Here is a 19,932-nt window from a genome sequence, read left to right as displayed (position 1 = left end):
GTCAATGACAATGCGTGTTATGAGGCGGTAGAACAGAAATTTCACCGACTTTCTGATATTCTTGCCGCGCATTTGCATGATTAACCAGAGGCTTTACATCGTTTATGTCCGGCTGGCCACGAATTTACTACAAATTACTGAATTTACCATTAAGTGTTCTGGTAAAAAGCAAGTCTATTCCGGCACAACCTGCCCAGGAATTGGGGCTTGATACGTCGCGCCCGATTATGTACGTCCTGCCTTATAACTCTAAGGCTGACTTGCTGACGCTGCGCGCTCAGTGCCTGGCGCACGATTTACCCGACCCGCTTGAACCGCTTGAGATCGACGGTACGCTGCTGCCGCGCTACGTCTTTATCCACGGCGGACCGCGCGTGTTCACCTACTACACGCCGAAAGAAGAGTCGATCAAACTGTTCCACGACTACCTCGATTTGCACCGCAGCAATCCTGAGCTGGATGTGCAAATGGTGCCGGTGTCGGTGATGTTTGGTCGTTCTCCTGGTCGCGAGAAAGGTGAGGTTAACCCACCGCTGCGCATGCTAAACGGCTTCCAGAAGTTCTTTGCCGTATCCTGGCTTGGTCGCGACAGCTTTGTCCGCTTCTCGCCTTCCGTCTCTCTGCGCCGCATGGCGGACGAACACGGTACCGATAAAACTATCGCTCAGAAACTGGCTCGCGTCGCGCGTATGCACTTTGCCCGCCAGCGTCTGGCGGCGGTCGGCCCGCGTCTTCCTGCTCGTCATGACCTGTTCAAGAAGCTGCTGGCGTCAAAAGCTATCGCCAAAGCAGTAGAAGACGAAGCGCGCAGCAAGAAAATTTCCCACGAGAAAGCGCAGCAGAACGCCATTGCGCTGATGGAAGAGATCGCGGCGAACTTCTCCTACGAGATGATTCGTCTGACCGACCGTATCCTCAGCTTCACCTGGAACCGTTTGTACCAGGGCATTAACGTTCACAACGCCGAGCGCGTACGCCAGCTGGCGCACGACGGGCATGAAATTGTCTATGTGCCGTGCCACCGTAGCCACATGGACTACCTGCTGCTCTCTTACGTGCTCTATCACCAGGGGCTGGTGCCGCCGCACATTGCTGCCGGTATCAACCTGAACTTCTGGCCAGCAGGTCCGATTTTCCGCCGCCTGGGCGCTTTCTTTATTCGCCGTACCTTTAAGGGTAACAAGCTCTATTCCACCGTTTTCCGCGAATACCTCGGCGAGCTGTTCAGCCGCGGTTATTCCGTGGAGTACTTTGTGGAAGGCGGGCGTTCCCGTACCGGTCGTCTGCTGGATCCGAAAACCGGCACCCTGTCGATGACCATTCAGGCGATGCTGCGCGGCGGTTCCCGTCCTATCACTTTGGTGCCGATTTACATCGGCTACGAACACGTGATGGAAGTGGGTACCTACGCGAAAGAGCTGCGCGGCGCGACCAAAGAGAAAGAGAGCCTGCCGCAGATGCTGCGCGGCTTGAGCAAACTGCGTAATCTGGGCCAGGGCTACGTCAACTTCGGCGAACCGATGCCGCTGATGACCTACCTGAACCACCATGTGCCGGAGTGGCGTGAGTCTATCGACCCGATCGAAGCCGTGCGTCCTGCCTGGCTGACGCCGACCGTCAACAAGATGGCGGCCGAGCTGATGGTGCGTATCAACAACGCAGGCGCGGCGAACGCCATGAACCTGTGCTGTACCGCGCTGCTGGCTTCGCGTCAGCGTTCGCTGACCCGCGAGCAGCTAACTCAGCAACTGGATTGCTATCTGGCGCTGCTGCGTAACGCACCGTATGCGCCTGATGCGACGGCACCGACCTCCTCTGCCAGCGAGCTTATCGATCATGCGCTGCAGATGAATAAGTTCGAAGTTGAGAAGGACACCATCGGTGACATCATCATTCTGCCGCGCGAGCAGGCGGTGCTGATGACTTACTACCGCAATAACATCGCGCATATGCTGATCATGCCGTCACTGCTGGCGTCGATTATGACCCAGCATCGCCAGATTTCGCGTGAACAGGTGCTGAGCATTATCGATACGCTGTATCCGATGCTGAAAGCCGAGCTGTTCCTGCGCTGGGATCGCGCGGAACTGCCAGCGGTTATCGATACGCTGATTGCGGAGATGGTTCGTCAGGAGATGCTTACCGAACACAACGGCGAGCTGCGTATCAACGCTTCCCACTCCCGCACTCTGCAGCTGCTGGCTGCCGGTGCACGCGAGACATTGCAGCGTTATGCGATCACCTTCTGGCTGCTGAGCGGCAATCCGTCGATGAACCGTAGTACACTGGAGAAAGAGAGCCGGACGCTGGCTCAGCGTCTCTCCGTGCTGCACGGTATCAACTCGCCGGAGTTCTTCGATAAAGCGGTGTTCTCTTCACTGGTGTTAACCCTGCGCGATGAAGGCTATATCAGCGACAGCGGCGATGCCGAACCGGAAGAGACGATGAAGGTGTACCAGATGATGGCAAGCCTGATTACCTCAGACGTGCGCTTGACGATTGAGAGCGTGACGCAGGAAGAGGCGGCGCAGTAAAAACAAAAATCCCCGGCTGAGACCGGGGATTTTTTTATGTTTGATATCGTAGCCCGGACGAGGCGACACGCCGACTCCGGGAAGGCTCAGAGCCAATCCCGGCGGCACTTCGCTTGGCCGGGCTACGGTTTCAATGGCTGTATCAGATCTGCCAGTAACTCATCGCCAGGCCAATAAACAGCACCAGCCCCACATAGTTATTGTTCAGAAACGCCTGGAAGCAAGGCCCGCGTTCGCGGTGGCGAATCAGCTTCTGCTGGTAAACGAACAGCGCGCCAGCAATCAGGATTGACCAGTAAAATTCCCAGTGCAGGCCGTTCAGCCAGCCGATAAGCGTCATCAGGCCCAGCACACCGGCCTGCAGAATGCCGATAATCAGACGGTCGTTATCGCCGAATAGAATCGCCGTCGATTTAATGCCGATTTTCACATCGTCGTCACGGTCAACCATCGCATACTGCGTGTCGTAGGCGACCGCCCACAGAATGTTAGCCAGCAGCATCAGCCAGCAGCTCAGCGGCAGCGTTTCGCTCACGGCGGCAAAGGCCATAGGGATAGACCAGCCGAACGCCGCGCCAAGCACCACCTGCGGCAGATGGGTATAGCGCTTCATAAACGGGTAAACCCACGCCAATGCCAGCGCGGCAATCGACAGCAGAATAGTCATGGTGTTGAGGGTCAACACCAGTATGAAGGAGAGCAGCACCAGCACGATAAACAGCGTGCGAGCCTCTTTCTCCGACACCGCCCCGCTCGGCAGCGGTCGATTAGCGGTGCGTTTTACGTGGCCGTCAAATTTACGATCCGCATAATCATTGACCACACAGCCCGCGGCGCGCATCAGCCAGACGCCAGCGACAAACACTGCCAGGATCCACAGCGGCGGCACGCCTGGGGAAGCCACCCACAGCGCCCACAGCGTCGGCCACAGCAGCAATAGCGCGCCAATCGGTTTGTCCGTACGCATGAGTCGATGGTAAGCGAGCAGCTTATTCGACCTAAGACTCCACTCCATTTTTCTTCTTCCTCTTAGTACAGCGGCGATGCGGGCAAAAAAAGCTCCGTCAGTAGCAGCGGTTTGCCGCTCAGACGCAGGCGGGAACGTCGCCCCCACAGCGCATCATGACACCCTATTTCGATAAAATCCCGGGTCAACGTCGATGACGTAAACAGATAGCGCCCGAGCGGCGTTTGCCCAAGCCTCTGTAGCGCCAGTTCCGGGCCGCACAGCGTCGACTCCGGTACCACGGTGCGCCCGGCAAGCCAGGGTTCGTCGCCCACGCACAATAATATTTCTCGCAGCCAATAGCGAGGTTCATCCGGCAGCAAGTGCTGCTCACCGTCCAGCGCGTCCGGGCCCACGAAGGCTTCATTCAGCAGCGTGACGCTAACGGGTTTCCCGAACTGCTCAAACCGTTTGGTCATGGAATCTTCCAGCATCAGCCAGTCACGCTGTGCCGATTCAAGCGGGGGAATGACGTCAAAATAGCGCAGCGCGCGGAGTTGCGTCAGTGCGGGGTGCGACATGCCTGTCTCTCCAATACATAACTTCTGGCTATTGTATCGCAGAACACAGCGGGAGGGGGTGCAGGAATGGTCAAATACGATCATTAGCGCAACAGCAGTGCAACAGTTTTGTGTCACGCTATGGAGGGTAGAAAAATGGCGTGCCCGGATGGGCACACCAAAAGGCTTCGCCTAAACATCAGCGCTGTGGGGAGAACTTACCCCTTGCCTTTTACAGCGCCGATAAAGGTGGAACGAGCAGATTTCGAGCCCAGGCGTTCGGCTTCATTCATCAGCTTCAGGGCTTTGTCGATATCCCCTTTCGCTACCGCCTGCTTAATACCGTTGTTGAAGTAGGTTTCCGTGTCATCCAGCATTGGCTCTGCTTTCGCCGCTGGAGCGGCAACTGGCGCAACCACCGGGGCGGCAGCAGGCGCACTATAGGCCGGTGCGGCGGTGTTACCCACGGTGACCGGTGCCGGACCGGAGGAGCCAAACAGTGGGCCGACCAGCACGCTGGAGCTACTGTTGGTTTTGACTTTCAGCTTCACGAGGCCGTCAGTGGTATGTTTCGCCACCGGGTCTGGAATATCCGGTACCGCATTGCCGGTGCCTTTGGCATAGGCTTTAGCCGGATCCAGCAACGTCGTGGTCTGCTGGAGATCTTTTTCAGTGGTAAAGACCAGGACGTACAGCTTCTGCTGGCCTAAGGCTGGGGTCAGGCGCATGACGCCTTCCAGACGGTCGGCGCTCATCACGCCCGGAGCCTGATAGGTAAAGTAGCTGCTTGGGAAGTAGGCAGAAGGCGTCATGTTCTGATCGAGAATCAGCACGTTCGGCGCAAAGACGTTAGTTTGTTTGTTCACTTCGCTGGTCAGCGTCAGCGTGATTTCACCAATATTGGCCGGCACGCTGTAGGCCACGACGTTACCGGTGATCCCCGGTACATTCAGGCTCTGACCACCGGTAGAGATTTGGGTGGACTGCACTTTCGATTGGTCGACCGGCGTCCAGGTCAGTTGCTGGAGAGCCGAGGTGGGGATAGTGGGTGCGGCGCTGGTGTTTTGCGGCACATAGTTGACGTCCGCAAGGCTGATACCCGGAACGCTCGCCAGCAATCCAGCGGATAAGCACAGAGCAACGAGACTTTTTTTCATTTTCATTATGATGACCTCAGAAATCGTCGGTCTAGCGGTAGCCAGGCAATAGCGCGCTAAACCTTACGGAACAGAGGGGCTTTCGCCCCTCGTCAGTTTATTGCTTCAGGTTAGTGCTGAATTACCACCAGATTTCCATCTGAGCACCGAAGGACCACTCATCGCTGTCGCCACGGCTGGTGTTAGAAAGGTTGGAGTTGCTAGACACCGCGTAACGGGACACGCTGTCGCCATTCTTCACATAGCCCCAGTTTTCATCCCACTTCGCGTAAGTTGCGAACACGCGAATTGCTGGACGAGACCAGATGCTGTCGCCCGCCTGCCACTGTTGCGCCAGGGTGATTTTGTACTGGTTGTTGCGATCGCCAGTCTGCTGAGATTTCACGTTGTCATAGCCAACTTCCAGCAGGGTGCTCATGATTGGTGTCCATTTGTACATAGGACGCACACCAACGGTGTACCATTCAGTACCCAGGTTGTTATCCAGATCGATGTTCTGGTACATACCGACGTACATCAGGTCCCATTTATCACCCAGAGAGATTGCACCGTGGTCCAATACGCGCCACAGGCTGCCGTTGTTGTTAACAACGTTCGGATAGGTAATGCCGCCAACGGTGAAGGAAGGAGCGCTGTTAGTGCCCTGAGGAATACCTTTACCTTGGGTGGTCATTGCGTCAGTTGCGTACTGCAGTACAAACTTGTTGTAGCCTTTCAGCATGCTCTGGGTATGTTCAGCGGTGAACATCCAGCCATCTTTAGAAGCATCATCAGCAAAGCTATAACCATCGGTGTGGTTAGCACGACCGTAGTCAGCACCCAGTTCCAGCACGCCGTCCGGGTTAGTTTGCAGACCAGCTAAACGAACGTCGAAGACGTCGTTCGCGGTGTCTTTAGATGCGCTATAGGTGTTGTTGCTGCTGAAGATGTAAGAACCGCCCGCTTCCTGAGAACGGGTCGCTGCCAGAGACAGTTTACCGAAGCCCAGGTCAACGTTTTCGATACCGGCACCAGGACCAGAAATATCCCAGTAGTAGAAGTCGATCATGTGAACGTCATGACGCTGGTAGAAGCGCTTACCGGCCCAGATGGTGGAACCTGGCAGCCAGTCAATCAGGTTTTTACCCTGGACGTTCGCTTCACGGAATGCAGGGTCGGTACCTTCCCAGTCGTTCTGCTGTGCTACGGAGTAGGCCACGTTGGTGTCGAAGTAGAAGCTCTTATCGCCCTCTTTCCACACTTCCTGACCCAGTTTTAATTCGGCGTAGGTTTCACATTCGTTACCGAGACGGTATTTACTTTGTGCACCGGTTGCCTGGAAGCACTGTTGTTCACCGCCGCTGCCCGTCCAGCCAATGCCGGAACGCGCGTAACCATGGAAATCTACAGCCATTGCCTGAGCAGACATAATGCCTGCTGCGACGGCAACCGCCACGGGGAGTTTGCGCAGAGTAATCATCATTCTATCTCCTGAGATCATTGCTTTTCTTGAACATTCCACCCTTCTCGCCTTATCGCTGGCGACGTAAGAGCTTCATGTTTGTTTTGTTTTATGGGACTTCTTTAAACGCCTGGCTCTTTGTGCAGCCGACGACATGCGGTGCCATCCTCACGGAACAAATGGCAGCGCTCTGGCGGCAAGCCGATAGCGAATGTGGCTCCCTCTTCAACCAACACCACGTCGTTCTGGCGGTAGACCAGGTTTTGACGGATGGCAGGGATCTGGATATGAATTTGCGTTTCGTGACCAAGCTGCTCGACAACGTTGACCACCCCCTCCAGCGTCACATCGGCGATGTGGCTCGGCAGCAGGTGTTCCGGGCGAATGCCCAGCGACATGTTGGCGCCAACCTGAACGTTGTTACTCTCCACCGGCAACCAGATCTGCTGACGGTTCGGCAGCTCGACCTGTACCTGCTCGATGGCGGTGGCGGTGACTTTGACCGGCAGGAAGTTCATCTTCGGTGAGCCAATAAAGCCCGCAACGAAGCGGTCTGCCGGGTAGTGATACAGTTCCAGCGGTTTCCCGACCTGCGCGACGCGACCGGCGTCCAGCACCACGATTTTGTCGGCCAGCGTCATCGCTTCGACCTGATCGTGGGTGACGTAAATCATCGTGCGGCCTAACCGTTTGTGCAGACGGGAGATTTCAATACGCATCTGAACGCGCAGCGCGGCGTCCAGGTTAGACAGAGGTTCATCCAGCAGGAAGACGCGCGGCTCGGCCACCAGCGTACGACCAATCGCCACGCGCTGGCGCTGACCGCCGGACAGGGCTTTCGGTTTACGTTCCAGAAGATGGGCTAACTGCAGAACTTCGGCGACCTGGGTCACGCGCTGGTTGATAATCTCTTTTTTGGCACCAGCCAGCTTCAGGCCAAAGGACATGTTTTCGGCGACGGACAGATGGGGATACAGCGCGTAGGACTGGAACACCATGCCCACCCCGCGTTCGGCAGGCGGGATATCGTTCATGCGGGTTTCACCGATGAACAAATCACCGCTGGTGATGGTTTCGAGGCCCGCGATCATACGCAGCAACGTCGATTTACCGCAGCCGGATGGCCCGACAAACACCACGAACTCCCCTTCCTGGATGTCGAGGTTGATATCTTTTGATACCACCACGTCGCCCCAGGCTTTCGTTACATTGCGTAGCTGTACGTTCGCCATGCCCTTCTCCCTCGTTACAACTTGTCACCAACAGAAACACTCAAGATGGGCTGACTATGCCGTACACATCCATTTGGTGAATCCTCCACCCCCCCGGTTTTTTATGGGGGAGGAGACGGGAGGATGAGAAGGGACGCTCTGCCCCCGATGACATCTCATCAAAACGAAAATCGTGATGGGGCTTGCAAAAAACGGCGCTTTTTTTTGTGCGCCAAGACGCATAACGGGGATTTATGTTACGGAGATCACACTACAGACCCCTAGGGCGTAGACCCCAGGAGGATGGAAAGGGGTTGCTAAAAAAGGAAACTCATCGACGTTAAACCACCTCTGTGTATCCACGAGTACATCACCTAGAAAGGACGGGATATATGAAAATTAAAACTGGCGCTCGCATCCTCGCGCTGTCCGCATTAACCACGATGATGTTTTCCGCCTCTGCCCTGGCAAAAATTGAAGAGGGAAAGCTGGTTATCTGGATCAACGGCGACAAAGGCTATAACGGCCTGGCCGAGGTAGGTAAGAAATTTGAGAAAGACACGGGGATTAAAGTCACCGTAGAACACCCGGATAAACTGGAAGAAAAATTCCCGCAAGTTGCCGCGACCGGCGACGGCCCGGATATCATCTTCTGGGCACATGACCGCTTTGGCGGCTACGCGCAGTCTGGCCTGCTGGCAGAAGTCACCCCGGACAAAGCGTTCCAGGACAAGCTCTATCCATTCACCTGGGATGCCGTTCGCTACAACGGCAAGCTGATCGCTTACCCAATCGCGGTTGAAGCGCTGTCGCTGATTTACAACAAAGACCTCGTGCCAAACCCACCGAAAACCTGGGAAGAGATCCCTGCGCTGGATAAGACGCTGAAGGCGAAAGGCAAATCTGCGCTGATGTTCAACCTGCAAGAACCGTACTTCACCTGGCCGCTGATTGCTGCCGACGGTGGTTACGCGTTCAAGTTTGAAAACGGCAAGTATGACGTGAAAGACGTGGGCGTGGACAACGCTGGCGCGAAAGCGGGCCTGACCTTCCTGGTTGATCTTATCAAGAACAAGCACATGAACGCGGATACCGATTACTCCATCGCGGAAGCAGCCTTCAACAAGGGCGAAACGGCGATGACCATCAACGGTCCGTGGGCGTGGTCGAATATCGACAAGAGCAAAGTCAACTACGGCGTTACGCTGCTGCCAACCTTCAAAGGCAAGCCGTCTAAACCGTTCGTTGGCGTGCTGAGCGCCGGTATCAACGCGGCAAGCCCGAACAAAGAGCTGGCGAAAGAGTTCCTCGAAAACTACCTGCTGACCGACCAGGGTCTGGAAGAAGTGAACAAGGACAAACCGCTGGGCGCCGTTGCGCTGAAATCTTTCCAGGATACCTTAGCGAAAGATCCGCGTATCGCGGCCACCATGGATAACGCCCAGAAAGGCGAAATCATGCCGAACATCCCACAGATGTCTGCATTCTGGTATGCCGTTCGTACCGCTGTCATCAACGCCGCAAGCGGTCGTCAGACCGTCGATGCAGCGCTGAAGGACGCGCAGGGTCGTATCACCAAGTAATGTTTTTATCCCCTCTCCCTCAGGGGGAGGGGAAAAGCTCAAACGCTGTAGAGGAAGATCCCCATGGATGTCATTAAAAAGAAACATTGGTGGCAAAGCGACACGCTGAAATGGTCAGTGATTGGTCTGCTGGGCTTGCTGGTGGGTTACCTTGTAGTTTTAATGTACGCACAAGGGGAGTACCTGTTCGCCATCATGACGCTGATCTTAAGCTCAGCGGGCCTGTATATTTTCGCCAACCGTAAAACCTACGCCTGGCGCTACGTTTACCCTGGCATGGCCGGGATGGGGCTGTTCGTCCTGTTCCCCCTGATTTGCACCATCGCCATCGCCTTTACCAACTACAGCAGCACCAACCAGCTCACCTTTGAACGCGCCCAGCAGGTGCTGATGGACCGTTCTTATCAGGCGGGCAAAACCTACAACTTCAGCCTGTTCCCGGCGGGTGATGAGTGGCAGCTGGCCCTCACCGACGGCGAGAGCGGCAAAAATTACCTCTCCGACAACTTTAAGATTGGCGGTGAGCAGAAGCTGCAGCTGAAAGAGACGGAAGCACTGCCGACCGGCGAGCGCGCGCAACTTCGCGTGATCACCCAAAACCGCCAGGCGCTGAACCAACTGACCGCCGTGCTGCCGGATGAAAGCAAAGTCACCATGAGCTCGCTGCGCCAGTTCTCCGGCACCCAGCCGCTCTACACCCTGGCCGACGATGGCCTACTGACCAACAACCAGAGCGGCGTAAAATACCGTCCTAACAACGACGTGGGCTTCTACCAGACGGTGAACGCCGATGGTTCCTGGGGCGATGAGAAGCTGAGCCCTGGCTACACCGTCGGCATCGGCTGGGACAACTTCACCCGCGTCTTCACCGACGAAGGCATCCAGAAGCCGTTCTTCGCTATCTTCGTCTGGACGGTGGTCTTCTCGGTACTGACCGTCATTCTGACCGTCGCCGTCGGTATGGTGCTGGCCTGCCTCGTACAGTGGGAATCACTGAAGGGCAAAGCCATCTACCGCGTGCTGTTGATTCTGCCGTACGCCGTACCGTCGTTTATCTCGATTCTGATTTTCAAAGGGCTGTTCAACCAGAGCTTTGGTGAAATCAACATGATGCTGAGCGCGCTGTTCGGTATCAAACCGGCCTGGTTCAGTGACCCGACCACCGCGCGTTCGATGATTGTGATCGTCAACACCTGGCTCGGCTACCCGTACATGATGATCCTGTGCATGGGCCTGTTGAAGGCAATCCCGGACGACCTGTATGAAGCGTCGGCAATGGATGGCGCTGGCCCGTTCCAGAACTTCTTCAAGATTACGTTACCGCTGCTGATTAAGCCGCTGACGCCGCTGATGATCGCCAGCTTCGCCTTTAACTTTAACAACTTCGTGCTGATTCAGCTGTTAACCAACGGCGGCCCGGACCGTCTCGGCACCACCACACCAGCCGGCTATACCGACCTGCTGGTGAGCTATACCTACCGTATCGCCTTTGAAGGCGGCGGCGGCCAGGACTTCGGTCTGGCGGCAGCGATTGCGACGCTTATCTTCCTGCTGGTCGGTGCGCTTGCGATAGTGAACCTGAAAGCCACGCGCATGAAGTTTGATTAAGGGAGACTCGAACATGGCTATGGTACAACCCAAATCTCAGAAACTGCGTCTCTTTACCACGCACCTTCTGCTGCTGATTTTCATTGCGGCGATTATGTTCCCGCTGCTGATGGTTATCGCCATTTCACTGCGCGAAGGTAACTTCGCCACCGGCAGCCTGATCCCGGAGAACATCTCCTGGGAGCACTGGAAGCTGGCGCTGGGCTTCAGCGTTGAGCACGCCGATGGGCGCGTAACACCGCCGCCGTTCCCGGTCCTGTTGTGGCTATGGAACTCGGTAAAAATCGCCGGTATCACTGCGATTGGCATCGTGACGCTCTCCACCACCTGTGCCTATGCGTTTGCCCGCATGCGCTTCCCGGGCAAAGCCACGCTGCTGAAAGGGATGCTGATTTTCCAGATGTTCCCAGCGGTACTGTCGCTGGTTGCTCTGTACGCGTTGTTTGATCGTCTGGGCCAGTACATTCCGTTTATCGGCCTGAACACCCACGGCGGCGTGATCTTCGCCTACCTCGGCGGTATCGCGCTGCACGTCTGGACAATTAAAGGCTACTTCGAAACGATTGATGGTTCTCTGGAAGAAGCGGCAGCGCTGGATGGCGCTACCCCGTGGCAAGCATTCCGTCTGGTTCTGCTGCCGCTGTCGGTACCGATTCTGGCGGTGGTGTTCATCCTGTCGTTTATCGCCGCGATCACCGAAGTTCCGGTTGCATCACTGCTGCTGCGTGATGTGAACAGCTACACCCTGGCCGTTGGTATGCAGCAATACCTCAACCCGCAAAACTACCTGTGGGGTGACTTTGCCGCGGCGGCCGTACTTTCCGCTATCCCGATTACCGTGGTCTTCCTGCTGGCGCAGCGTTGGCTGGTCAATGGCCTGACGGCCGGGGGCGTGAAGGGCTAATTTTCATCAGCAATGCCACTGCTATTATCCTCAACTTGAACGAACCCTAACTTGTGACTGTTTGGCGCTCCTATGGAGCGCCTTTTTTTGTCGCAGGTATCGGTAGGCTCCGAGCCGTTCCCGGCGGCGCTTCGCTTGGCCGAGCTACAGGGAAGTGATGTTTGTAGGCCCGATAAGCGCAGCGCCATCGGGCAACTTACTCCCGCTTCAACCGCTTCGAGTTACACAGCCACAGCGTAATCACCAGCAGCAGAATGGCGGCAGAGTAAATCAGCACGTCCAGCGGTGATTTATGGTCAACGATAATCAGCCGCACAATCGCCGTGATGCCGATATAGACAAAGTAGCGCAGCGGGAAGTGAAAGCCCGACTGGAAGTACTTCACAATCAGGGCGATAAATTCAAAGTAGAGGAAGTAGACCACCAGCCCTTCCACCAGCTCGTACTTGCTGGTGCTCTCAGGAGCGAACAGGACATCCGCCAGATGTAGCGTCTCTTTACCGAGGAAAACGACCAGGATCAGGCCAAGACTGAGCAGACCCAGGTTCAGTACGGTCTGCAGAATGGTGGAGATAAACTCAACGCGTGGACGAGATAGCGACGTCATGGCTAGCACCTCTTTCTCTGGGCCGAGCTCTTTGTATAACGCAGAAGTGTGATCCAGATCTACTTTTTTTACCCGTTCTGAATCACCAGAACCTGTCTATTTATTAACCCATTTCACAAAATGGCGAAAAAAGAGAAAATTCACACTCTTAAAATAGCGTGATCCAGTTAACTAAATCCCATTTAATGTTCAAGAAACCGCCATTAAAAACACAACAAATCAATAAGTTAACTTTAAATCCCTTTTGCGGATACATTTTATTAAAAAGAGAATGAAATTCCCTATAACCTGAAAAATAGCAGGGAATTAGAGTAAGTTTTTCCTCAGAAAAAAAATTACATTAGCGCCATTCGAGCATCACTTAATCTGGAAGCGCTTATTATGAGCAATGTAAATCCCTCCGTTTTTATTCAGTGGCTGAAAAAAGAAGTCGCCCCGGCATTAGGTTGTACTGAACCGGTCGCCATTGCCTTTACTGCCGCTTATGCCGCGAAATATCTGAATGCCCCTTGCGAACGTATCACCGGCTTTATTTCCGCCAATTTATATAAAAATGCAATGGGCGTGACGATTCCGGGGACCACCGTTTCCGGCGTGAATCTGGCAGCCGCCATTGGCGCATTCGGCGGCAATTCAGATAAAGGTCTGCAAACGCTGGAAGGTATTAGCGAGCAGCACGTGGAATTAGCTCAGGCATTAATTCGCACGAATGGTGTCAATATTGACGTTAAGGATACGCCTGACTTTATCCACCTCGACCTGACGCTTAGCGCGGCACAACAGACCTGCCGCGTGGTGGTAAAAGGCACCCACACCAATGTAGTTGAGCTTTATCTCAACGGCGAACCACAAACGCTGGTGCAGGCGCAAAATGCCGCAGCAAAAAACAACGAACTGCCAACCTTTAGCCTGCAGGAAGCCTTCGACTTTATTACCCACGCGCCAGCACAAGAGATTGCCTTTATTCTGGAAGCCGGCCGCCTGAATTCGGCGCTGTCGCAGGAAGGGAAAAACAAAAAGTATGGTCTGAATATCAACGGCACCTTCTCCGATGCGGTGAAAAAAGGGCTGATGAGCAACGATCTGATGAGCAAAGTGATCATCGATACCGTCGCGGCATCCGATGCCCGCATGGGCGGCGCACCGGTCATTGCGATGTCTAACTTTGGTTCCGGCAACCAGGGGATCGCCGCGACCATGCCGGTCGTCACCGTCGCCAAACACCTGAATGCTGATGACGATACCCTGGCCCGCGCGCTGGCGCTGTCGCACCTGACGGCCATCTCCATCCATTCGCGCTATACCCGCCTGTCGGCCCTGTGCGCCGCATCCACCGCCGCGATGGGCTCTGCCGCCGGAATGGCCTGGCTGTTTACCCGCAACCTCAACACCATCAATACCGCCATCATCAACATGGTGAGCGATATCACCGGCATGATTTGCGATGGTGCCTCAAATAGCTGCGCCATGAAGGTCTCCTCCGTGGTCTCCAGCGCGTTTAAATCCGTACTGATGGCGATGCAGGATAGCTGCGCCAGCGCTAACGATGGCATTGTTTGCGACGACGTCGAACAAACCATTAATAACCTGTGCCGTCTGGTGATTAAGCCAATGACGCATACCGATAGGGAAATCATCAGCATTATGGTCGCGAAGTAATTCGCGATTTTACGCCACTGTCTCTGTTCCCTGATAAGCCGAAACTTAAATCGGCAGGTATTTATTGATGAGTAAGAAAGCAATATTACGCGGCATGAGCGCTATTATGCCGCTATGCATTGGTGATTTTCCGTTTTCATTTATTGTTGGTGCGCTGAGCGTTAGCGCAGGCATGAGTATCTGGCAGAGCACCGCCTGGTCTACCATTGTCATTGCCGGTTCAGCCCAAATGCTAGCCTTAAATATGTTGAAAACCGGCGCCAGCCTCGGGGTGATTATTTTCACCACGCTGATTATTAACCTACGCCATGTCTTATATAGCGCCTCGTTATCCAGCCAGGTACGGGAAGCATCATTCTTTAAAAAATGTTTTATGGCTTATGCCTTAACCGATGAAGTGTATGCCACGACAATTAAAGAGATGGAGCAGAATAAAAAAGACAAATATATCTTTTATTTCTCCGCCATGCTGACCTTCTGGGCCGTCTGGGTGCTGGCTGATTTCCTCGGCGCATTAGTCGGTGCTTCTTTCCCGAATATTGAGAAATACGGGCTCGATTTCGCCATGGTGGCCGCCTTTATCGCCATCGTCGTCCCGCAGATTAAGAGTCAGGCCTGCACCGTGGCGGCCATTGTCGCCGCCGTTTCCGGCGTGCTGCTGGTGGTTCTGCCCTACTCGCTGGGTATCGTGGTGGCCTCAGTGCTGGGCGTGTTCGCTGGCCTGAGCGTCGACCTTGCCGAAGAGCGCCGTGCCGCACATGCCGCTCCGGTTCTGCCGCTGGAAGGAGCGCTGGAAAATGAATAACACTCTGTTTTTTGCCCTGACGCTCGGCATGGCCGCCGTCACGTTCCTGATTCGCTACTCGTTTATCGGCGTGGCCGGAAAGGTGCAGATGTCAGAGCGCGTGACCAAAACGCTGCGTTTTGTGCCAGTGACCGTGCTGCCAGCGATTATCGCCATCCAGATATTAAACGTGAACTCCAGCATGGAGTTCGATCTGAAGAACCCGAAAGTGATCGCGGCGATCGTCTGCACCCTCGCCAGTTTCCGTCTGGGCCTGGTGTGGGTGGTCGTCAGCGGTGTCGGTACCCTGTTTTTGCTGAACTACTTTATGTAATTCGGCCAATGGCTTAGTTGAGAAGGAGAAGAAAAGAATGGTCATTAATACCCCTAAAGCCCCAGCGGCAATCGGCCCCTATGTTCAGGGCGTCAATCTTGGTTCGATGGTCATCACGTCGGGCCAACTGCCGGTGAACCCGCAGGACGGCAGCATGTCTGATGATATCGCAGTACAGGCACGTCAGTCTTTGGAGAACGTGAAGGCGATTGTTGAAGCCGCAGGTCTGTCCGTGGGTGATATCGTTAAAACGACCGTGTTCGTGAAAGATCTCAATCATTTCGCGACCATCAACGCCGCGTACGAAGCATTCTTCACCGAGCACAATGCCACTTTCCCGGCGCGTTCTTGTGTGGAAGTGGCGCGCCTGCCGAAAGATGCCGGCGTGGAGATTGAGGTTATTGCGGTTCCGCGTTAATTCCTGACTGTTGCCCGATGGCGCTGCGCTTATCGGGCCTACAGGGGGAATCGCTTCCCCCTTTTAAATACCTCACCTCCTGACGTAAGCTGCTGACACAATCAAGTTCAAACGCTCTGAGAGGATACGATGACCTCATTTCGTCCAGTCGCCACGCGCAACGTCACCTGCGGGGATAACGTGGTTATCTACGAACCCGCCAATCTCTATGACTGTACGCTCGGCGATAACGTTTTTATCGGTCCGTTTGTGGAAATTCAGGGCAATACGCAGATTGGTGACAACAGCAAAATCCAGTCACACACCTTTATCTGTGAATACGTCACCATCGGGCGCGACTGCTTCATCGGCCACGGGGTGATGTTTGCCAACGATATGTTCCGCGAGGGAAAGCCCAACGCCGACCGTGACAGCTGGGGGCGGATTACGATTGGCAACAACGTTTCTATCGGCAGCGGTGCGACCATTCTGGCCGTGTCGATTTGCGATGGCGTGGTGATTGGCGCAGGCAGCGTGGTGACCCGCTCCATCAAGGAGAAAGGGGTGTACGCCGGGAATCCGGCGCGGTTGTTGCGACTGCTGTAACACCTATTGTAGCCCGGCCAGGCGAAACGCCGCCGGGTTCGGCTCGGTGCCTCCCCGGAGTCGGCGTAAACGCCTCGTCCGGGCTACGGGAGGCACGTTATCTGAAGTTCTGGCTTCTATCGCCGGTCATGTTATACAGCTCGAACTTGCGTCCCAGCATCTGGCCGCCGTCGCGCGTCAGCGGCGTCCAGCCGACAACCGCACGGCTGCGGGTTGGGCCGGAAGTGAAGAGATCCATCGGGATATTCACGTAAACCCCCTTGGTAAACTCCCCTTCGCCATATTCGTCCGCCGAGACGTTGGTAAGGGTGGCGTAGGCGCCCACCACAATGCCGCTGTCGAAGTGTTTCGAGATATCCAGCGTACCGCCTTTATCCCCCGCCAGATACTGGCCGACGCTGGCTTTCACCAGCACATCCTGCGCAAACGACGGCGTCCAGTAGGCGGTGAGGTGACCGGTCTTCACGCTGTAGTCGGTAAACTTCATCATGTCCTGCGCGCTGCGCCAGTCACGCTGCTTCACGTAGTTGGCGTTCAGGCCAAAGGCCCAGTTGCTGTCCACCGGACGATAGAGCACTTCCGCCCCCGCGCCGCCGTACATGGTTTCCAGATAACCGCCGTAGACCTGGCCGTAAAAGTCGTTGCCCAGATACTGGAAGTAGTTTGCCTGCAGGTTGTTGACGTAGACGTCGTTCTCCACGTATTCACGAATATGCGTACGCACGCGTGGCAGCGACGAATCCTTCGGCGGATTGGTATAGTTAAATTTGTCGTAGTTATTGGCGATATTGGCAAACAGGCTACCGCTGGTCAGCAGGTGGTCGGTCACCCACCAGTCCGCCGAGCCCATCACCCCCACCTGGTACATATAGAAGCTTTCCGGCCCGCCGATCGACTGGCTCAGCACCGGATCGATGTGGAAATCAACGCGCGATTTGTCGATATACCAGCCCTGCTCGGTTTTATCCGGCACGATCGGCGCTACGCGTTTTTGCACCAGCGGCGTCTCCTGTCCCAGTGGATCCCCGGTAAGATGCCGTTGCAGGCTCGCTACATCGGTCTCCGTGGTCACTTCCGGCAGATTCAGCCGCGTTTCCGTAATACGGATCGTGCGGATCCCTTCAGGGAGATCGTTCATAACGATCCGATTGGCGCGTTCGATCCCCTCTCGCGAGTCGCGATATTTCACCTGCTCGCCGGTGACATACAGCGTGTCGCCCTGCACCTGAATATTCGGCGCCGCAAACCCAGCGTTATACTTGAGCTGAGATAACTGATTTGCCACCACCGAATGCTGGAGAATCGCATCCTGCGGCTGCGGTTGATAGGCCGGTCGCGCGTTGTCGTTATAGGACGGGCGCAGATCGTTAAAGTTGGTGCGTAAGGTAAAGCCGAACATCACGGTATTGCCGCGCTCGTAGCTGAGATTCACGTCGGCCCAGTCGGTAACGCGATAAACAGCACCGACGTTAATTTTACTCTTCTGATCGAGCTTGCCGGCAAAGTCCTGCTGATAGTTATTGCCTTCATACTCCAGCTTCAGGCGCAGCGGCTGCCACGGCGTCTGGTACTCAATACCGCCAAAGTAAGCCGCCGGGCCGTGGAACATCTGGCTGCCGTCGACCGAGCCCGCTTTACGATAGCTGTTATCGCGATAGCAGTATTTGTCGCTGTAAGAGCAGAACGGGTTGGTGGCGTTGCCGCTGGTGCCGAGATAGCCCCAGCCTAAGCCGAGGGTAAAGTCAAACGGTCCCCAGGCTTTGCTGGCGACGATATATTCCGAGTCAAACAGGCCGGTACCGCCGATATCGCGCGCGCCAACCGCCACCTGCGGCATCCAGTAGCTCTCTTCCCACAGACGCAGCTTCACGTCGAAGGCTTTATCTTTATAGGTTTGCGAGCCGGAGAAGCCCTCCACGCTGCTGTACGCTTTGGTACGCACGTCGGTATAGCGCAGCGTGGTTTCCAGCCACGGGAAAAGTTGAGCAGAGGCGGAGTAGTAGCGGTACTGATCGTTATCGCGATAGTTCAGGCTGAACTCCCCCTCGCGTGCCATACGCGCCGTCGGGGTTTGCAGCAGGCCAACGCCGCCAAAGTCTGACTGCGAGGGGCCAATCGGTGCGGGGTAAGTCTCCGCATGACACGCCGCGCTGACCGACAGGGCCAGCAGGCTATAAAGACAGGCTTTTTTCATTATTCAGGTCTCCGCTGCGCCAGGGAGCGAAGGATCTCAGCGTTCAGCGCCTCATACTTATTCGTCCACAGTGCGTCGGCAAAGCCGACAAACAGGATGCTGCCGGGCATCGGTTCGATGTGCCGTTTATTCCAGTACGCTACCGGCGCTTTTTGCGTGCGTCCGTCAGGGTAAATCACCCAGGCGTAGCTGCGATCCGCACCGCTGAGCAGGTTGATACCGTCAAGGTAGCTCGCGGCGTCACGCCCCGGCGTGAAGGGAATTTTTCCCGGTTTATCCACTAGCCCCACGAGCGTAATGGTGGAAGGTTCACGTCCAAGCCACAGGGTGTAGTCTCCTTCGAGGGGCGGATTATTTTTGTTGTGAACCCGCACGGTGTCAGGGTCCAGCGGTACCAGTAAGCGTCCGGTCACCGGGATGGCCTGCAGTTGGTTGCGCAGGGCATTAATCGCTCCCGCCTCGCTGCCGCCCTCATCCGCCGCAAGGGCCGCAAGTTCTGCCAGCAGCGTCTGATGGTCACGTTCGGCCTTCGCCATGGCCTGAGGCGAAGTGATGACCGCACCAGGCCACCAGCCACCCATCAACGTCGGCTGGTCGACCAGGTCGGCCAGCCGTTCGGCGTGGGTTAACGTCAGAGGCTTTTCAACACCCGCCATGTGCACCTCAACGGTGCCTGCGGCCAGGGCGGCAGAAGAGATAGCGCTTAGCATGGCAGCAATAATTAACGGTTTCTTCATGATTTCGCCGCCTTGATAAGCGTGGTTTTCACCGGGAACGTCCCCGCGCCGAGGTACTGTTCCGACTGGCGAATTTGCCCTTCGCTGTCGACCCAGTAGCGGTTACGCCAGCTTGCTTCAGAGGTCGTGACCTCTTCTTCCAGCACGCGTACGGCGGTGTTCTGGCCTGCCATTGTCAGCGTGTCGTTACCATCCCAGTGGAAGGTCGACGTGGCGGTGGCATAGCGCACCTGCTGGTGCTCGGTCCAACCCATCGTCCGCGTCCAACGCGCACCATCAGTTATCTGGTTAGGGTGAACCAGCGGATCGTTGCCGAGGTTATTCACCGTGAGCAGGTTATCGCCCCCCAGCTGCGTTTTCACCAGACGACCGTGCTGGGTAACCAGCATCGCCCGGTCCTGCGTTAGCCATTTCAGTTGGCCGTTTTCGGCGTACGCCAGCACGACAAAAATCTGTGGGCCGCCGTTAAGCTGCATATATTGGCTGGCGTACGGCATGGTCTGAATTTCGTCGTCAGTGAGCTGAACGCCCGACGCGCCAGATACGCTTTCCCAAAGCGATTTTCCCAGCCCCTTAGTGCTGGGTGAACACGCCTGAAGCAACAGGCAAATAAGGGGAATAACGAGTCGCTTCACGACGTTTCTCCAGGGGCAAAATAACCACACCGAAG

The 19,932-nt window shown here is 55.6% G+C and carries 18 protein-coding genes; 9 read left to right on the top strand and 9 right to left on the bottom strand.

Translation table 11 applies throughout. The features are described from left to right. Positions 1-104 precede the first annotated feature (104 nt). Positions 105-2,534, top strand: a complete 2,430-nt coding sequence (gene plsB / locus V6944_RS18385; protein ID WP_333500007.1) for a glycerol-3-phosphate 1-O-acyltransferase PlsB — start codon at positions 105-107, stop codon at positions 2,532-2,534. A 142-nt stretch (positions 2,535-2,676) separates the two neighbouring features. Here plsB and ubiA read toward each other — a convergent pair whose 3' ends face one another. The 5 genes from ubiA to malK all read right to left on the bottom strand — a co-directional run bounded on the left by ubiA (position 2,677) and on the right by malK (position 7,870). Next, entirely contained in the window at positions 2,677-3,549 is an 873-nt protein-coding gene (gene ubiA / locus V6944_RS18380; RefSeq protein WP_333500006.1) for a 4-hydroxybenzoate octaprenyltransferase, read from the bottom strand. A 14-nt stretch (positions 3,550-3,563) separates the two neighbouring features. Further along, positions 3,564-4,061, bottom strand: a complete 498-nt coding sequence (ubiC, locus tag V6944_RS18375) for a chorismate lyase (protein ID WP_333500005.1) — start codon at positions 4,059-4,061, stop codon at positions 3,564-3,566. A gap of 197 nt (positions 4,062-4,258) precedes the next feature. Further along, positions 4,259-5,203, bottom strand: coding sequence for a maltose operon protein MalM (gene malM, locus V6944_RS18370; protein WP_333500004.1), 945 nt, complete (start codon positions 5,201-5,203; stop codon positions 4,259-4,261). A 115-nt stretch (positions 5,204-5,318) separates the two neighbouring features. Further along, positions 5,319-6,659 (bottom strand): maltoporin, encoded by a 1,341-nt coding sequence (locus tag V6944_RS18365; RefSeq protein WP_333500003.1) that lies wholly within the window; start codon positions 6,657-6,659, stop codon positions 5,319-5,321. A 101-nt stretch (positions 6,660-6,760) separates the two neighbouring features. Continuing rightward, positions 6,761-7,870 carry a maltose/maltodextrin ABC transporter ATP-binding protein MalK gene (gene malK / locus V6944_RS18360; RefSeq protein WP_333500002.1) on the bottom strand — a complete coding sequence of 370 codons (1,110 nt, stop codon included), beginning with the start codon at positions 7,868-7,870 and terminating at the stop codon, positions 6,761-6,763. Positions 7,871-8,241: 371 nt separating this feature from the next. Here malK and malE point away from each other — a divergent pair, with 371 nt between their 5' ends. The 3 genes from malE (at position 8,242) to malG (ending at position 11,944) form a co-directional block, all read left to right on the top strand. After that, a complete protein-coding gene (gene malE, locus V6944_RS18355) occupies positions 8,242-9,432 on the top strand; it encodes a maltose/maltodextrin ABC transporter substrate-binding protein MalE (RefSeq protein ID WP_185668442.1) in 1,191 nt (396 codons plus the stop codon). Between the two features lie 63 nt (positions 9,433-9,495). Beyond that, positions 9,496-11,040: a maltose ABC transporter permease MalF gene (gene malF / locus V6944_RS18350; protein ID WP_333012314.1), complete on the top strand. Its 1,545-nt coding sequence runs from the start codon at positions 9,496-9,498 to the stop codon at positions 11,038-11,040. 13 nt (positions 11,041-11,053) lie between these two features. Then, positions 11,054-11,944, top strand: coding sequence for a maltose ABC transporter permease MalG (gene malG / locus V6944_RS18345; protein ID WP_185668440.1), 891 nt, complete (start codon positions 11,054-11,056; stop codon positions 11,942-11,944). A 196-nt stretch (positions 11,945-12,140) separates the two neighbouring features. Here the strand turns inward: malG and psiE are convergent, their stop codons facing one another. Continuing rightward, a complete protein-coding gene (gene psiE / locus V6944_RS18340) occupies positions 12,141-12,551 on the bottom strand; it encodes a phosphate-starvation-inducible protein PsiE (protein WP_035896861.1) in 411 nt (136 codons plus the stop codon). A gap of 381 nt (positions 12,552-12,932) precedes the next feature. Between psiE and V6944_RS18335 the strand changes: the two genes are divergently transcribed. The 5 genes from V6944_RS18335 (at position 12,933) to V6944_RS18315 (ending at position 16,331) form a co-directional block, all read left to right on the top strand. Further along, complete coding sequence (locus tag V6944_RS18335) at positions 12,933-14,210, top strand: L-cysteine desulfidase family protein (protein WP_333500001.1); 1,278 nt, start codon at positions 12,933-12,935, stop codon at positions 14,208-14,210. Between the two features lie 67 nt (positions 14,211-14,277). Continuing rightward, positions 14,278-15,015 carry an AzlC family ABC transporter permease gene (locus V6944_RS18330; RefSeq protein WP_333500000.1) on the top strand — a complete coding sequence of 246 codons (738 nt, stop codon included), beginning with the start codon at positions 14,278-14,280 and terminating at the stop codon, positions 15,013-15,015. Beyond that, positions 15,008-15,328, top strand: coding sequence for an AzlD domain-containing protein (locus V6944_RS18325; RefSeq protein ID WP_333499999.1), 321 nt, complete (start codon positions 15,008-15,010; stop codon positions 15,326-15,328). Before V6944_RS18330 ends, V6944_RS18325 begins: the two co-directional genes overlap by 8 nt. A 37-nt stretch (positions 15,329-15,365) precedes the next feature. Continuing rightward, on the top strand, positions 15,366-15,746 hold the full coding sequence (ridA, locus tag V6944_RS18320; RefSeq protein ID WP_333499998.1) for a 2-iminobutanoate/2-iminopropanoate deaminase: 381 nt from the start codon (positions 15,366-15,368) through the stop codon (positions 15,744-15,746). Between the two features lie 129 nt (positions 15,747-15,875). Beyond that, complete coding sequence (locus V6944_RS18315) at positions 15,876-16,331, top strand: acyltransferase (RefSeq protein ID WP_333499997.1); 456 nt, start codon at positions 15,876-15,878, stop codon at positions 16,329-16,331. Between the two features lie 97 nt (positions 16,332-16,428). Here the strand turns inward: V6944_RS18315 and V6944_RS18310 are convergent, their stop codons facing one another. Genes V6944_RS18310 through V6944_RS18300 form a run of 3 tightly spaced genes read right to left on the bottom strand, consistent with a single transcriptional unit; the run spans position 16,429 to position 19,897 of the window. Continuing rightward, the gene (locus V6944_RS18310; protein ID WP_333499996.1) at positions 16,429-18,525 is read right to left on the bottom strand and encodes a YjbH domain-containing protein; all 2,097 of its coding nucleotides are present in this window, start codon (positions 18,523-18,525) and stop codon (positions 16,429-16,431) included. Continuing rightward, the gene (locus V6944_RS18305; protein WP_333499995.1) at positions 18,525-19,262 is read right to left on the bottom strand and encodes a capsule biosynthesis GfcC family protein; all 738 of its coding nucleotides are present in this window, start codon (positions 19,260-19,262) and stop codon (positions 18,525-18,527) included. Before V6944_RS18305 ends, V6944_RS18310 begins: the two co-directional genes overlap by 1 nt. Beyond that, positions 19,259-19,897, bottom strand: a complete 639-nt coding sequence (locus V6944_RS18300; RefSeq protein WP_333499994.1) for a YjbF family lipoprotein — start codon at positions 19,895-19,897, stop codon at positions 19,259-19,261. Before V6944_RS18300 ends, V6944_RS18305 begins: the two co-directional genes overlap by 4 nt. Positions 19,898-19,932 lie beyond the last annotated feature (35 nt).

Source organism: Kluyvera sp. CHPC 1.2972 (genome assembly GCF_036759925.1).
Lineage (GTDB): Bacteria > Pseudomonadota > Gammaproteobacteria > Enterobacterales > Enterobacteriaceae > Kluyvera.
The sequence above is the reverse complement of the archived record's forward strand: the minus strand, read 5'-3'. Positions and strand labels throughout refer to the sequence as shown.